This window comes from Vibrio sp. 1078-1 (assembly GCF_033340475.1).
Window position 1 is genome coordinate 234,758 of sequence record NZ_JAWOWM010000004.1, and the last position, 13,075, is coordinate 247,832.

21 protein-coding genes are annotated in these 13,075 nt (G+C 45.8%); 17 read left to right on the plus strand and 4 right to left on the minus strand.

Annotation, left to right across the window (positions count from 1 at the left end; all coding sequences use genetic code 11):
* Positions 1-7: 7 nt before the first annotated feature.
* The 4 genes from hslV to priA all read right to left on the minus strand — a co-directional run bounded on the left by hslV (position 8) and on the right by priA (position 4,981).
* Positions 8-559: an ATP-dependent protease subunit HslV gene (gene hslV, locus R7190_RS10955; protein ID WP_005383176.1), complete on the minus strand. Its 552-nt coding sequence runs from the start codon at positions 557-559 to the stop codon at positions 8-10.
* A 115-nt stretch (positions 560-674) separates the two neighbouring features.
* Positions 675-1,223 (minus strand): cell division protein FtsN, encoded by a 549-nt coding sequence (gene ftsN, locus R7190_RS10960; RefSeq protein WP_206946804.1) that lies wholly within the window; start codon positions 1,221-1,223, stop codon positions 675-677.
* A gap of 224 nt (positions 1,224-1,447) precedes the next feature.
* Positions 1,448-2,476, minus strand: a complete 1,029-nt coding sequence (gene cytR, locus R7190_RS10965) for a DNA-binding transcriptional regulator CytR (RefSeq protein WP_258487282.1) — start codon at positions 2,474-2,476, stop codon at positions 1,448-1,450.
* A gap of 303 nt (positions 2,477-2,779) precedes the next feature.
* The gene (priA, locus tag R7190_RS10970; protein WP_206946801.1) at positions 2,780-4,981 is read right to left on the minus strand and encodes a primosomal protein N'; all 2,202 of its coding nucleotides are present in this window, start codon (positions 4,979-4,981) and stop codon (positions 2,780-2,782) included.
* A 296-nt stretch (positions 4,982-5,277) separates the two neighbouring features.
* On the opposite strand from priA, the gene rpmE reads away from it, so the two are divergent.
* The 17 genes from rpmE to rpsH all read left to right on the plus strand — a co-directional run bounded on the left by rpmE (position 5,278) and on the right by rpsH (position 13,070).
* Positions 5,278-5,499, plus strand: coding sequence for a 50S ribosomal protein L31 (gene rpmE / locus R7190_RS10975; protein WP_005379546.1), 222 nt, complete (start codon positions 5,278-5,280; stop codon positions 5,497-5,499).
* Between the two features lie 456 nt (positions 5,500-5,955).
* On the plus strand, positions 5,956-6,267 hold the full coding sequence (gene rpsJ, locus R7190_RS10980) for a 30S ribosomal protein S10 (RefSeq protein WP_004410492.1): 312 nt from the start codon (positions 5,956-5,958) through the stop codon (positions 6,265-6,267).
* Positions 6,268-6,281: 14 nt separating this feature from the next.
* Entirely contained in the window at positions 6,282-6,911 is a 630-nt protein-coding gene (rplC, locus tag R7190_RS10985) for a 50S ribosomal protein L3 (RefSeq protein ID WP_005379555.1), read from the plus strand.
* 17 nt (positions 6,912-6,928) lie between these two features.
* Positions 6,929-7,531, plus strand: a complete 603-nt coding sequence (gene rplD / locus R7190_RS10990; protein ID WP_005379556.1) for a 50S ribosomal protein L4 — start codon at positions 6,929-6,931, stop codon at positions 7,529-7,531.
* Positions 7,528-7,830 carry a 50S ribosomal protein L23 gene (gene rplW / locus R7190_RS10995; protein ID WP_004398471.1) on the plus strand — a complete coding sequence of 101 codons (303 nt, stop codon included), beginning with the start codon at positions 7,528-7,530 and terminating at the stop codon, positions 7,828-7,830. The genes rplD and rplW overlap by 4 nt, the downstream gene beginning before the upstream one ends.
* 15 nt (positions 7,831-7,845) lie before the next feature.
* The gene (rplB, locus tag R7190_RS11000; RefSeq protein ID WP_005383168.1) at positions 7,846-8,670 is read left to right on the plus strand and encodes a 50S ribosomal protein L2; all 825 of its coding nucleotides are present in this window, start codon (positions 7,846-7,848) and stop codon (positions 8,668-8,670) included.
* Between the two features lie 21 nt (positions 8,671-8,691).
* Entirely contained in the window at positions 8,692-8,970 is a 279-nt protein-coding gene (gene rpsS, locus R7190_RS11005; RefSeq protein ID WP_004394525.1) for a 30S ribosomal protein S19, read from the plus strand.
* A 10-nt stretch (positions 8,971-8,980) separates the two neighbouring features.
* Positions 8,981-9,313: a 50S ribosomal protein L22 gene (gene rplV / locus R7190_RS11010; RefSeq protein ID WP_005383164.1), complete on the plus strand. Its 333-nt coding sequence runs from the start codon at positions 8,981-8,983 to the stop codon at positions 9,311-9,313.
* Positions 9,314-9,331: 18 nt separating this feature from the next.
* Entirely contained in the window at positions 9,332-10,030 is a 699-nt protein-coding gene (rpsC, locus tag R7190_RS11015; RefSeq protein WP_005383161.1) for a 30S ribosomal protein S3, read from the plus strand.
* Between the two features lie 11 nt (positions 10,031-10,041).
* Positions 10,042-10,452 (plus strand): 50S ribosomal protein L16, encoded by a 411-nt coding sequence (gene rplP / locus R7190_RS11020; protein WP_005379577.1) that lies wholly within the window; start codon positions 10,042-10,044, stop codon positions 10,450-10,452.
* A complete protein-coding gene (gene rpmC / locus R7190_RS11025) occupies positions 10,452-10,643 on the plus strand; it encodes a 50S ribosomal protein L29 (protein WP_005379576.1) in 192 nt (63 codons plus the stop codon). Before rplP ends, rpmC begins: the two co-directional genes overlap by 1 nt.
* Complete coding sequence (rpsQ, locus tag R7190_RS11030) at positions 10,643-10,897, plus strand: 30S ribosomal protein S17 (RefSeq protein ID WP_005379575.1); 255 nt, start codon at positions 10,643-10,645, stop codon at positions 10,895-10,897. The genes rpmC and rpsQ overlap by 1 nt, the downstream gene beginning before the upstream one ends.
* A 162-nt stretch (positions 10,898-11,059) precedes the next feature.
* Complete coding sequence (gene rplN / locus R7190_RS11035; protein WP_004410450.1) at positions 11,060-11,431, plus strand: 50S ribosomal protein L14; 372 nt, start codon at positions 11,060-11,062, stop codon at positions 11,429-11,431.
* 13 nt (positions 11,432-11,444) lie between these two features.
* Positions 11,445-11,762, plus strand: coding sequence for a 50S ribosomal protein L24 (gene rplX / locus R7190_RS11040; RefSeq protein WP_005379574.1), 318 nt, complete (start codon positions 11,445-11,447; stop codon positions 11,760-11,762).
* A 23-nt stretch (positions 11,763-11,785) separates the two neighbouring features.
* On the plus strand, positions 11,786-12,325 hold the full coding sequence (gene rplE / locus R7190_RS11045; protein ID WP_005379573.1) for a 50S ribosomal protein L5: 540 nt from the start codon (positions 11,786-11,788) through the stop codon (positions 12,323-12,325).
* 17 nt (positions 12,326-12,342) lie between these two features.
* Positions 12,343-12,648: a 30S ribosomal protein S14 gene (gene rpsN / locus R7190_RS11050; RefSeq protein ID WP_004410442.1), complete on the plus strand. Its 306-nt coding sequence runs from the start codon at positions 12,343-12,345 to the stop codon at positions 12,646-12,648.
* A 29-nt stretch (positions 12,649-12,677) separates the two neighbouring features.
* Entirely contained in the window at positions 12,678-13,070 is a 393-nt protein-coding gene (gene rpsH / locus R7190_RS11055; protein ID WP_005379572.1) for a 30S ribosomal protein S8, read from the plus strand.
* Positions 13,071-13,075 lie beyond the last annotated feature (5 nt).

Genomic DNA, 13,075 nt, shown 5'->3' on the forward strand with positions numbered 1-13,075 from the left:
GTTACGATTACGCGGTTGGTTTTTCAGGCTCTACTGTTGAGTCTAGCTCTTCTACCGTGTGGTGATGGTTAGTGAAGACACAAATATCACCCGCGATATTGAGAGCTTTTTCCGCGATCTCACGAGCATCTAGATCTGTGTTTTCTAGTAGGGCTGTTGCGGCAGCTTGTGCGTAAGCACCACCAGAGCCAATCGCAATCAGGTCGTGTTCTGGCTGTACGACATCACCATTACCGGTAATGATTAACGATGCGGTTTCGTCGGCAACGGCAAGTAAGGCTTCGAGCTTGCGCAAAGCACGATCGCTACGCCAGTCTTTGGCTAGCTCAACTGCCGCTTTGGTTAGGTGACCTTGGTGCATTTGCAGTTTGCTTTCGAAGCGCTCAAAAAGGGTGAAGGCATCCGCAGTACCGCCGGCAAAGCCCGCTAGTACTTGGTTGTTGTATAGGCGGCGAACTTTGCGCGCATTACCTTTCATTACGGTATTGCCTAGAGATACTTGGCCATCACCCGCGATGACGACTTTATTATTTCGACGTACAGATACAATGGTAGTCACAGTCGACCTCTTGATTATTTCTCTTTGGATTTAATTCAGTATATGGGGGAGGAGAAATGGGGATTCAAGGGGGCAAAAAGAAAGGCCCTAGGATCTTAGCTCCTAGGGCCTGAGTTTAAAGATTTTCTTTCCAAATCGCACACGGCTCGATTTTCGCGCGTTGCAGTTTATGACGGTCACGTTCTGCATCACGTTTGAACTTATACGGACCTAGCACCACGCGATACCATGAACTGCCTTCTTTCTTACGAATCTTGCTCGACATCCCTTGGAACGCGATTGCAAGCTTGCGCTCTTCCGCTTGTGCCTGGGTTTTGTACGCGCCACACTGCATGATGTAAGGAATTTTAGAAACTTCAATTTCTTTGGCCACAACTTCAATTTCACGTTTCGGTAGTGACTCAACATATTCCCATTTTTCTTCTGGTGGTGGCGGCAAGTCTTTTTTCGGCTTTGGTTTGCTTACAGTGGTTGTTGGCTGCTTCACGACTGGTTGTTTAGGTTCTGGGTCGCTACTCAAAAGGTAAAGACCATAGCCAAAACCGCCCACGAGCAAGATAGCGAGCAGGCCACTGCGCCAAGGTTTTTTTCTTCTCGGCGGCTGTTTTTTTGTCGACTTTTTTGGGGCGCCTCGCCCCCGTCTTACATAATCTCTATTTGCCACGGTTATTTCTGGTCATCAAGGATTCTTGCAAATATGTTAATCCAGAACGAGTTGAGAAAACACCCTATTGATAGAATCTTGATAGCTAAAGCGCGACAACGCCCGAGTGTAGGAGTGTGTTTCCGTTTTCGCTTATATTTATTCGTGGATATACAAAAAGCAGGAGGGGTAAATAAAAAGCGGCGCCTTAGCACCGCTTTGGGTATGAATACCTAATCTTTAGGTTAAGGGCGCTGTGGTGGCGCTGCACTTCCGCGAATGACGAGATTAGTTTCAAGCAGACGCGAGCCTGAATGCACGTCGTGGCCTTTTAACATCTCGAGCATCATTAGCATCGCTTGTCGACCAATCTCATAGCGAGGTTGAGAGATGGTGGTCAACGGTGGATCGCAGTACTGAGCGAAGTTAATGTCATCAAAGCCCACAACAGAGAGATCTTGCGGTACTCGTAAGCCAAGCTTTTTCGCTTCTTGAATTGCGCCGATGGCCATTGTGTCACAGTGACAGAAAATAGCCGTTGGTGGCTCTGGCAATTCGAGCAGTTTATGAACGGCTTTTGCTCCGCCATCAAAAGAGAACTCAGTAATGACACTATATTGTGGATCTTTATTGATGCCGGCACGGCGCAGGGCTTGTTGGTAGCCTTGCTGGCGGAACTGACACAATATTGCTGTATCTGGTCCAGAGATTTGCGCAATGCGTTTATGACCTAATTGGGTTAGGTAATTCACCGCTTCAAATGCTGAGGTCAGGTTATCAATATGTACTGTCGGAAGCTCGAGTTCAGGCGCAAATTCACACGCCATTACCATCGGAGGTAAGTTCTTTTGCTCTGGCTTACTGACATCGAACGGTAGATCTGTGCCAAGCAGTAGCATTCCATCTGCCTGCTTAGTAAATACGAGGTTAACGAAAGAACTTTCACGTTTCTTCTGTTGTCCGCTATCGCCCAGCAGGACTAGATAGCCATGTTCCATGGCAGCATCTTCAATACCGCGAATAATTTCAGAAAAATAAGGATCACAGATGTCGGGAACGATAGTGACAATGGTTTTTGATTCGTTTCTACGTAAGTTACGCGCTAATGAGTTTGGAGAATAACCCGCTTCAAGTACGGCATCTTCTACTCTCTTTCTTGTAGAAGAAGAGACTTTCTCTGGATTCATTAAGGCTCGAGATACCGTAGCCGTAGACACTCCCGCAAGCTGGGCAACATCCTTCATTGTCGCCATAGTTTTTAACCTCTCATTTATTTTTTGCCAAGATGACGTTATTCCGGTTTGAAATCAGAGTAATCAAACCGAGTGAGAGCTGTATTTGCTCTTCGCTCAGTTCGTGTTAACGAGTGGGAAAATGGATTCTTCACCGCGATATCAATTTGTGGGAATAGTCATTGTTTTAATCTAAGCCTGTGCAAACAAGTCACTTTAGACTTTTCTAATTTGGATAGTCTATTCATTTCTAAAGTGAAAGTTACGGTCTGTTTAACAAAAATTGTAATCTTGGTGTGATTCTGGTCACATTAAATGGTAATTCATTACATAGTTAAACGTTTGCTAGCTGAGATCTTGTGGTTCTATGTCTAAATTCCAGCGTACTTTCTTAGCATTTGGCAACAACTCAATAGCAGGTTTGGCACTGGTTAATAACTTTTGCATCAATGAACGATGCTGGGTTTGAAGTAACAGCTGCCAGCGGTATTTGCCTGCACGTTTGGCGAGAGGTGATGGTGTTGGACCCAGCACCATGCAAGTGTCGTCAAATAAAGGATGCGATTCTAAGGTAAAGCGAACCTGACGTAAGAAGTCTTCAACCACTTCACTTTGGTTTGCTTCTGCTTTAAACAGAGTCAAGAAACTATAAGGCGGAAGCTGGGCGAGCTTACGCTCTTCCAGAGCTGTCATGGCAAAGTGACGATAGTCTTTTTGGAGTAGGGCTTGCAGCAAGCTGTGCTCAGGATGGTGAGTTTGCAGGATCACTTCGCCAGGTTTACTTGCTCGGCCAGCACGACCTGCGACCTGAATAAACAGCTGAGCTAATCGCTCCGAAGCGCGAAAATCACTACTATACAAAGAGCCATCAACATCCAAAAGAGCTACGAGCGTTACATTTGGAAAGTGGTGCCCCTTAGCCAGCATTTGAGTGCCTATCAGTATTTGGTATTCACCTTTACGAATCGACTCAAGGGCATCTTCCAAGCTACCTTTGCGACGTGTGCTATCTCTGTCGATGCGAATGGCTTTGTATTCTGGAAACAACTGAGCCAATTGTTGTTCGAGCTGTTCCGTTCCTACGCCGACGGTAACCAGTTGAGTTGAACCACATCCCTGACACTGATGAATGACAGGTTGTTGTGAGCCGCAGTGATGGCAGCGTATTTCGTTGCTGTAATGGTGGAACGTATAGTATGCATCACAGCGTTTACATTCTGCAATCCAACCGCATTCATGGCACATCAAAGCGGGCGAAAAGCCTCGGCGGTTAAGAAACAACATTACTTGATTGCCAGCTTTTAAATGCTTGCGCATCTCGGCAATCAGTTGGGCAGATAAGCCACTTTCTAAATACTGACCCTTTACATCTAACACTTTATTGGTGGTTGGTACGGCAGAGCCAGCTCGTTGGGTGAGTGTTAAATGGTGATATTTACCAGACAGCGCATTATGTAGGGTTTCTAACGCTGGCGTCGCTGAGCCAAGGACAATCGGCACTTGCTCTTTATGGGCGCGCATGACAGCAACATCACGAGCGTGGTAACGCAAGCTGTCTTGTTGCTTATAAGAGGAGTCATGCTCTTCATCAACGATAATAATCCCCAAATCAGCAAAAGGTGTCAGTAGGGCTGAGCGCGTACCAATGATGATCCCCGCGGCTTTATCGCGAGCCGATAACCAGGCGTTCAAACGCTCTGTTTCATTCAAACCGGAATGAATCACATCTACCGGGACATTAAATCGATGTTTAAAGCGGTTGATGGTTTGGGGCGTTAGACCGATCTCAGGTACTAAAACTAATGCCTGTTTCCCTTGCTCTAGGACGGGCTTGATAAGGTTTAAGTAAACTTCTGTTTTACCAGAGCCAGTTACCCCCTCTAATAAATAGCAAGCAAAGCCTGTTTGGCTATTTACGCTTGCAATAGCGAGTGCTTGTTCATGGTTAAGCTTTGGTTTCTCTACCGTGCACTCTACATTTTGACTCCATTTCGTAATAACCGGCTTTTTCTCGATACGCTCGACCCAACCTTTTTCTTCGAGATTTTTTAAGATGGTCGAGTTTACTTCTTGATCCAAGAGTTCTTGATGCGAGATTGGGCCGTTGACCATCATTTGGAGTGCACGCTGTTGTTTTACTGCACGCCCAAGCCCTTGCATGAGCTTATTTCTTCCTGCTTCTGTCAGTTGCCATTCTTGTAGCGTTGCAAAGTCGGCCGGTTTGCCTTTCCTCAGCGCGGCAGGCATTGCATTGTGTAGAGTGTCACCTAGAGGGTACTGATAGAACTGGCTGCACCAATTTAGCAGAGAATAAAGCGTCTCTGGCCATATCGGTTGGGAGTCTAATACCGCTTTGATTGGCTTAAGCTGCTCTTTAGGAAAGTCGGAGTGGTTCACCATTGCGGTGACGATGCCGACTAAGGTTTGGCGTCCAAAAGGTACGGAAACGCGTCCACCAATGATCGGAAACAGGTGCCCCGGAATGGCGTAATCAAATTGTTTGTCGAGCGGAACGGGTAATGCCACTCTAGCAATGGTTGGACGCATAAATTCTTAGCTATTAAAAAAGAGGGAAAGGAAATGAGAGTCTATTAAAATCGGTATGGAAATTCGAGTAAAGCAATGCGATTCAGCGTGAATCGTGCCTCTATGATTAGTCTGGCTAAAAAAGTGGCGAAAAAGTTGCCAAATGTGTTGATCCGAGCAATGTGATTCTTTACTATATCGCGCCTTGAGATATGGCTTCGGCAATTAGTTGATGCGGTATCCCATTTTATTATTAATTGCGTGTGGTGTGCGGCTTAGATTCGTATAGCGACACGGCCTACTATTGAGGTTATCCCATGAAAGCTGGTATCCACCCAGAATACAAAGCAGTAAAAGCGACTTGTTCTTGCGGCAACTCTTTTGAGTTCAACTCTACTCTAGGTAAAGAGTCTATCCACCTAGACGTATGTGACAAGTGTCACCCATTCTACACTGGTAAGCAACGTATCGTTGATACAGGCGGCCGTGTTGATCGCTTCAACAAGCGTTTCGGTGCACTATCAAGCGGTAAGAAATAATAGCAGCCGCTATTACGATTACAGTTTAGAAAAGGACGCTTCGGCGTCCTTTTTGTTTTAATGGCTACCAAGCGAAGAGGAATGTATGGGGTTTGGAATATTCCCGATTATTTTTCACTCAGCGCTTGCAACCTAAAGTGTGATCTGTATAATGCAGCGCACTGGTTAAGCCAGTTGTGAACCAATGAGCAGTGAGGAGCGAGCAAATCTAAGGATTTGTGAGGTAATGTATACTCAGCTTATGTTCGCGGTTAATACAATTAGCTATCTTTTCTTCGGAAAAACTATCCTCAAAGGTGACTTTGGCATATAGGGATAGTTAATCGAAAATTAACTGACAATGCGTCCTAATCTTGGATGCTACGGTTTCACATAAATCAATCGGCATTCTCTCGTCTCGACGAGTTTGAGTGGCGATATTGTTTGTGTAATTTATTAAATTTGGAGCTCTGTCTCATGCAGAACCAACGTATCCGTATCCGCCTAAAAGCTTTCGATTACAAACTAATCGATGCTTCTACAGCGGAAATCGTTGAAACAGCTAAGCGCACTGGCGCACAGGTTCGTGGTCCAATCCCACTGCCAACTCGTAAAGAGCGTTTCACAGTTCTTATCTCTCCACACGTTAACAAGAAAGCACGTGACCAGTACGAAATCCGTACTCACAAGCGTCTAATCGACATCGTTGAGCCAACAGACAAGACTGTTGATGCTCTAATGCGTCTAGACCTTGCTGCGGGCGTTGACGTTCAAATTAGCCTAGGTTAAGGGAGATTAGAAGTATGATTGGTCTAATCGGTCGTAAAGTGGGCATGACCCGCGTATTTACTGAAGAAGGCGTTTCTATCCCAGTAACAGTTGTTGAGGTTGAAGCTAACCGTGTTTCTCAAGTGAAAACTCTTGAAACTGACGGCTACGCAGCAATCCAGGTTACAGCTGGTTCTAAGAAAGCTAACCGCGTAAACAAAGCTGAAGCAGGTCACTTTGCTAAAGCTGGCGTTGAAGCTGGTCGCGGTCTTTGGGAATTCCGTTTAGAAAACGGCGAAGAGTTCGAAGTTGGTTCAGAACTAACTGTTGAACTATTCAACGAAACTAAGAAAGTAGACGTTACTGGTACATCTAAGGGTAAAGGTTTCCAAGGCGCTGTTAAGCGTTGGAACTTCCGTACTCAAGATATGACTCACGGTAACTCATTGTCTCACCGTGCTCCTGGTTCTATCGGTCAATGTCAGACTCCAGGTCGCGTATTTAAAGGCAAGAAAATGGCAGGTCACATGGGTGCTGAGCGTGTAACGACTCAAAACCTAGAGATCGTACGTGTTGACGCTGAGCGCAACCTGCTTCTTATTAAAGGTGCAGTCCCAGGCGCAACTGGCGGCAACGTGATCGTTAAACCAGCTGTTAAAGCATAACGTCTCAGGAGTAAGTAATGGAACTAATGGTTAAAGGTGCCGATGCACTAACTGTTTCCGAAACTACTTTCGGACGTGAGTTTAACGAAGCTCTTGTACACCAAGTAGTTGTTGCGTACGCAGCAGGTGCTCGTCAAGGTACTCGTGCTCAAAAAACACGTTCAGAAGTTTCTGGCGGTGGCGCTAAGCCATGGCGTCAAAAAGGTACTGGCCGTGCGCGTGCTGGTACAATCCGTAGCCCAATCTGGCGTACAGGTGGTGTTACTTTTGCTGCGAAACCACAAGATCACAGCCAAAAAGTAAACAAAAAAATGTACCGTGGTGCTATGAAGAGCATTCTTTCTGAGCTTGTTCGTCAAGAGCGTCTAATCGTTGTTGATAACTTCTCAGTTGAAGCACCAAAGACTAAAGAGCTAGTTGCTAAGCTTAAAGAGCTTGAGCTAACTGACGCTCTAATCGTGACTAGCGAAGTAGATGAGAATCTATTCCTAGCTGCTCGTAACCTATACAAAGTTGACGCACGTGATGTTGCTGGTATCGATCCAGTATCTCTAATCGCGTTTGACAAAGTTGTAATGACTGCAGAAGCAGTTAAGCAAGTAGAGGAAATGCTAGCATGATCACTGAAGAGCGTATCCTAAAAGTTCTACGTGCACCGCACATCTCTGAAAAAGCAACTATGGCAGCTGAGAAAGCGAACACTATCGTTTTCAAAGTAGCTAAAGATGCGACTAAAAAAGAGATCAAAGCAGCTGTAGAAAAGCTATTTGAAGTTGAAGTTAAGTCTGTAAATACTCTTATCACTAAGGGTAAGACCAAACGTCAAGGTCTACGCCAAGGTCGCCGCAGCGACGTTAAGAAAGCGTACGTTACTTTGAAAGAAGGTCAAGATCTTGACTTCGTTGGCGGCGCGGAATAACAGGAGTAGTTAAAAATGGCTATTGTTAAATGTAAGCCGACTTCCCCTGGTCGTCGTCACGTTGTTAAAGTTGTTAACGCTGACCTACACAAGGGCAAGCCATACGCACCTCTTCTAGAGAAAAACTCTAAGAACGGTGGTCGTAACAACAAGGGTCGTATCACAGTACGTCACATCGGCGGTGGTCACAAGCACCACTACCGTGTAGTTGACTTCAAACGTACTAAAGATGGTATTCCAGCGACAGTTGAGCGTCTTGAATACGATCCAAACCGTAGCGCAAACATTGCTCTAGTTCTTTACAAAGACGGTGAGCGTCGCTACATCCTAGCACCTAAAGGTGTTGTAGCTGGTGATGTTATTCAGTCTGGTGTTGATGCACCAATCAAAGCTGGTAACACTCTACCAATGCGTAATATCCCAGTAGGTTCAACAGTACATAACGTTGAACTTAAGCCTGGTAAAGGTGGTCAGCTAGCTCGTTCGGCTGGTGCTTACGCTCAAATCGTTGCTCGCGACGGTGCGTACGTAACTATCCGTCTACGTTCTGGCGAGATGCGCAAAGTTCTTTCTGAAGGCCGTGCAACAATCGGTGAAGTTGGTAACTCTGAGCACATGCTACGTGAACTTGGTAAAGCAGGTGCATCACGTCATCGCGGTATCCGTCCAACGGTTCGTGGTGTTGTAATGAACCCGATTGACCACCCACATGGTGGTGGTGAAGGTCGTACTTCTGGTGGTCGTCACCCAGTATCTCCTTGGGGTATGCCTACTAAAGGCTTCAAGACTCGTAAGAACAAACGCACTGACAAGTACATCGTACGTCGTCGTAACAAGTAATCTATATAAAGAGGAATCGCCATGCCACGTTCTCTCAAGAAAGGTCCTTTTATTGACCTACACTTGCTGAAGAAGGTAGAGAAAGCGGTGGAAAGCGGAGACAAAAAGCCTATTAAGACTTGGTCCCGTCGTTCAATGATCATCCCTACGATGATCGGTTTGACCATCGCTGTCCATAATGGTCGTCAGCACGTACCAGTATTTGTAACTGATGAAATGATCGGTCACAAACTGGGTGAATTCGCACCAACACGTACTTACCGCGGTCACGCTGCGGATAAGAAAGCTAAGAAGCGCTAAGGAGTAGATAATGGAAGCAATTGCTAAACATAACTTTGCTCGCATTTCGCCTCAGAAAGCTCGCTTAGTTGCGGATCTAATCCGTGGTAAATCTGTTGACCAAGCTCTAGAAATCCTAACGTTCAGCAACAAAAAAGCTGCTGCACTAGTTAAGAAAGTTCTAGAGTCTGCTATCGCTAACGCGGAGCACAACGAAGGTGCAGATATTGACGATCTGAATGTCGCAAAAATCTTTGTAGATGAAGGCCCAACCATGAAGCGTATTATGCCTCGTGCTAAAGGTCGTGCGGATCGTATCTTGAAGCGTTCAAGCCACATCACTGTTGTTGTAGCAGATCGCTAGAGACTAGGAGAGTAAGCAATGGGTCAAAAAGTACATCCAAATGGTATTCGTCTAGGCATCGTTAAGCCTTGGAATGCTACATGGTTTGCTAACACCAAAGATTTCGCTGACAACCTAGACGGCGACTTCAAGGTACGTCAGTTCCTTACAAGTGAACTGAAAAAAGCGTCTCTATCACGTATCGTTATCGAGCGTCCTGCTAAGAGCATCCGTGTGACTATTCACACTGCTCGTCCAGGCGTTGTTATCGGTAAGAAAGGTGAAGACGTTGAGAAGCTACGCGCAGCTGTAGCTAAAATTGCAGGTGTACCAGCGCAAATTAACATCGCTGAAGTACGTAAGCCTGAACTAGATGCGCAACTTGTTGGTGACAGCATCGCGTCTCAGCTAGAGCGTCGTGTTATGTTCCGTCGTGCTATGAAGCGCGCAGTACAAAACGCAATGCGCCTAGGCGCTAAAGGTATCAAAGTGGAAGTAAGCGGTCGTCTAGGCGGCGCTGAAATCGCACGTTCAGAGTGGTACCGTGAAGGCCGTGTGCCTCTACACACTCTACGTGCTGACATTGATTACGCAACTTCTTCGGCTCACACTCAATACGGTGTGATCGGCATTAAAACTTGGATCTTCAAAGGTGAAATCCTAGGTGGTATGCCAGCAGCTAACGCTGTAGAGCCTAAAGGCGACAAGCCTAAGAAGCAGCGTAAAGGCCGTAAGTAAGGAGTCGACAGATGCTACAACCTAAACGTACTAAGTTCCGTAAGGTTCAGACTGGTCGTAACCGTGGTCTAGCTAAAGGTACTGATGTAAGCTTCGGCGAATTCGGTCTTAAAGCTGTTGGCCGTGGTCGTCTAACTGCTCGTCAAATCGAAGCGGCACGTCGTGCAATGACACGTCACGTTAAGCGTCAAGGTAAAATCTGGATCCGTGTGTTCCCAGACAAACCAATCACAGAAAAACCACTTGAAGTTCGTCAAGGTAAGGGTAAAGGTAACGTTGAGTACTGGGTAGCCCAAATCCAACCTGGTAAGGTTATGTACGAAATGGGTGGTGTACCTGAAGAATTGGCACGTGAAGCGTTCCGTCTTGCGGCACGTAAACTGCCTTTCAAAACTACATTTGTAACTAAGCAGGTGATGTGATGAAAGCACAAGATCTACGCGAGAAAAGCGTTGAAGAGCTTAACGCTGAGCTAATGAATTTGCTACGCGAACAGTTCAACTTGCGCATGCAAGCTGCGACTGGTCAACTACAGCAAACTCATACTCTGAAAGCTGTACGCCGTGATATCGCACGTGTGAAAACTGTTTTGACTGAGAAGGCAGGCGCATAATGAGCGAAGTAAAACGTACTCAACAAGGTCGTGTTGTTAGCGACAAGATGGACAAGTCTATCACTGTTGCTATCGAACGTTTCGTAAAACACCCAATCTACGGTAAATACGTAAAACGTACGACTAAAGTACACGCACATGACGAGAACAACGAGTGTGGCCTAGGCGACACAGTTGAAATCGCAGAGTGTCGTCCACTGTCTAAGACTAAGTCTTGGACTTTGGTAAAAGTTCTAGAAAAGGCGAAGATTTAATCTCGTTAATTCTATGAAACTAAAGCGGCTCCAAAATATTTTTGGAGCCGTTTATTTTTTGACTACCCAATCACAAAAAAGGGTGGTACAATTCGCGTCCCTTTTAAAGAGGCAGCCCGACCCGTGATGGGTCTAGTTATTAATATTTAGCGGAGCACTAACATGATCCAAATGCAAAGTATGCTGGACGCAGCTGATAACTCAGGCGCACGCAGCGTAATGTGTATTAAGGTTCTGGGTGGCTCTCACCGCCGTTATGCACATATCGGTGACGTCATCAAAGTTACTGTGAAGGAAGCAATCCCTCGCGGTAAAGTTAAAAAAGGTGATGTTCTGAAGGCGGTGGTAGTGCGCACCCGTAAAGGCGTACGTCGTCCTGACGGTTCTGTCATTCGCTTCGACCGAAATGCTTGCGTATTGCTAAACGACAATACTGAGCAACCAATCGGTACACGTATCTTTGGTCCTGTGACACGCGAACTTCGTGGCGATAAGTTCATGAAGATCGTTTCACTGGCTCCAGAAGTTCTGTAAGGAGCACGTAGAAATGGCAGCTAAAATCCGTCGTAATGACGAAGTAATCGTTCTTGCTGGTAAAGACAAAGGCAAGAAAGGTAAAGTAACTAAGGTTCTAGCAACTGGTAAAGTTATCGTTGAAGGTATCAACCTAGTTAAGAAACATCAGAAACCTGTTCCAGCTATGGGTATCCAAGGCGGTATCGTAGAGCAAGAAGCAGCTATCGACGTTTCTAACGTGGCTATCTTTAACGCAGCTACTGGTAAAGCTGACCGTATCGGTTTCCGTTTTGAAGACGGCAAAAAAGTTCGTTTCTTCAAGTCTAACGGCGAAACCGTTTCTAACTAATAGAAGTAATTTGGAGTTCTACTATGGCGAAACTGCATGATTACTACAAGTCGTCTGTAGTCGCTGAACTGACCAAACAGTTCGGTTACACAAGCGTCATGCAAGTCCCTAGAATCGAGAAAATCACCCTAAACATGGGTGTTGGTGAAGCAATCAACGATAAGAAACTGCTAGAAAATGCAGCGTCTGATATGGCAACGATCTCTGGTCAAAAGCCACTTATCACAAAAGCGCGCAAATCTGTTGCAGGTTTCAAAATCCGTGAAGGCTACCCTATCGGTTGTAAAGTAACCTTGCGTGGCGAACGTATGTGGGATTTTCTTGAGCGTTTAATTAACATCGCTCTTCCACGTGTACGTGACTTCCGTGGTGTTAGCGCTAAGTCTTTTGACGGTCGCGGTAACTACAGCATGGGCGTTCGCGAGCAAATCATCTTCCCGGAAATCGACTTTGATAAAGTTGATCGAGTACGCGGTCTAGACATCACTATTACGACGTCTGCTGGTACTGATGAGGAAGGCCGTGCTCTGCTGGCTGCCTTTAACTTCCCATTCCGTAAGTAAGGTGAAGGGTTACTGTTATGGCTAAAAATTCAATGAAAGCACGTGAAGCAAAACGTGCGAAGCTAGTAGCTAAGTTCGCTGAAAAGCGTGCAGCGCTAAAAGCTATCATCAGCGATGTAAACGCATCTGAAGAAGATCGTTGGAACGCGGTTCTTACACTGCAATCTCTTCCACGTGATTCAAGTGCATCACGTCAGCGCAACCGTTGCAACCAAACTGGTCGTCCACACGGTTACCTACGTAAGTTCGGTCTAAGCCGTATTAAGGTTCGTGAAGCTTGCATGAAAGGCGAGATTCCGGGTCTTCGTAAGGCTAGCTGGTAATTGCCACTTAATCATTTGGAGTAAATCATATGAGCATGCAAGATCCGATTTCGGATATGCTGACCCGCGTTCGTAACGGTCAGGCAGCAAACAAAGTTGCTGTAAAAATGCCTTCTTCAAAGCTTAAAGTTGCAATTGCTGCACTACTAAAAGCTGAAGGTTACATCGTTGACTTCGCTGTTGAAGGCGAAGCAAAACCTGAGCTAGAAGTTACACTTAAGTACTTCCAAGCTAAACCAGTAATCGAGCAACTTAAACGTGTTTCTCGTCCAGGTCTACGTGTTTACAAGAAGAAAGATGAACTTCCTTCTGTAATGGGTGGTCTTGGTATTGCTATCGTTTCTACTTCCAAGGGTCTTATGTCAGACCGCGCTGCACGTAAAGCAGGTCTTGGTGGTGAAATCATCGCTTACGTAGCTTAATAAGG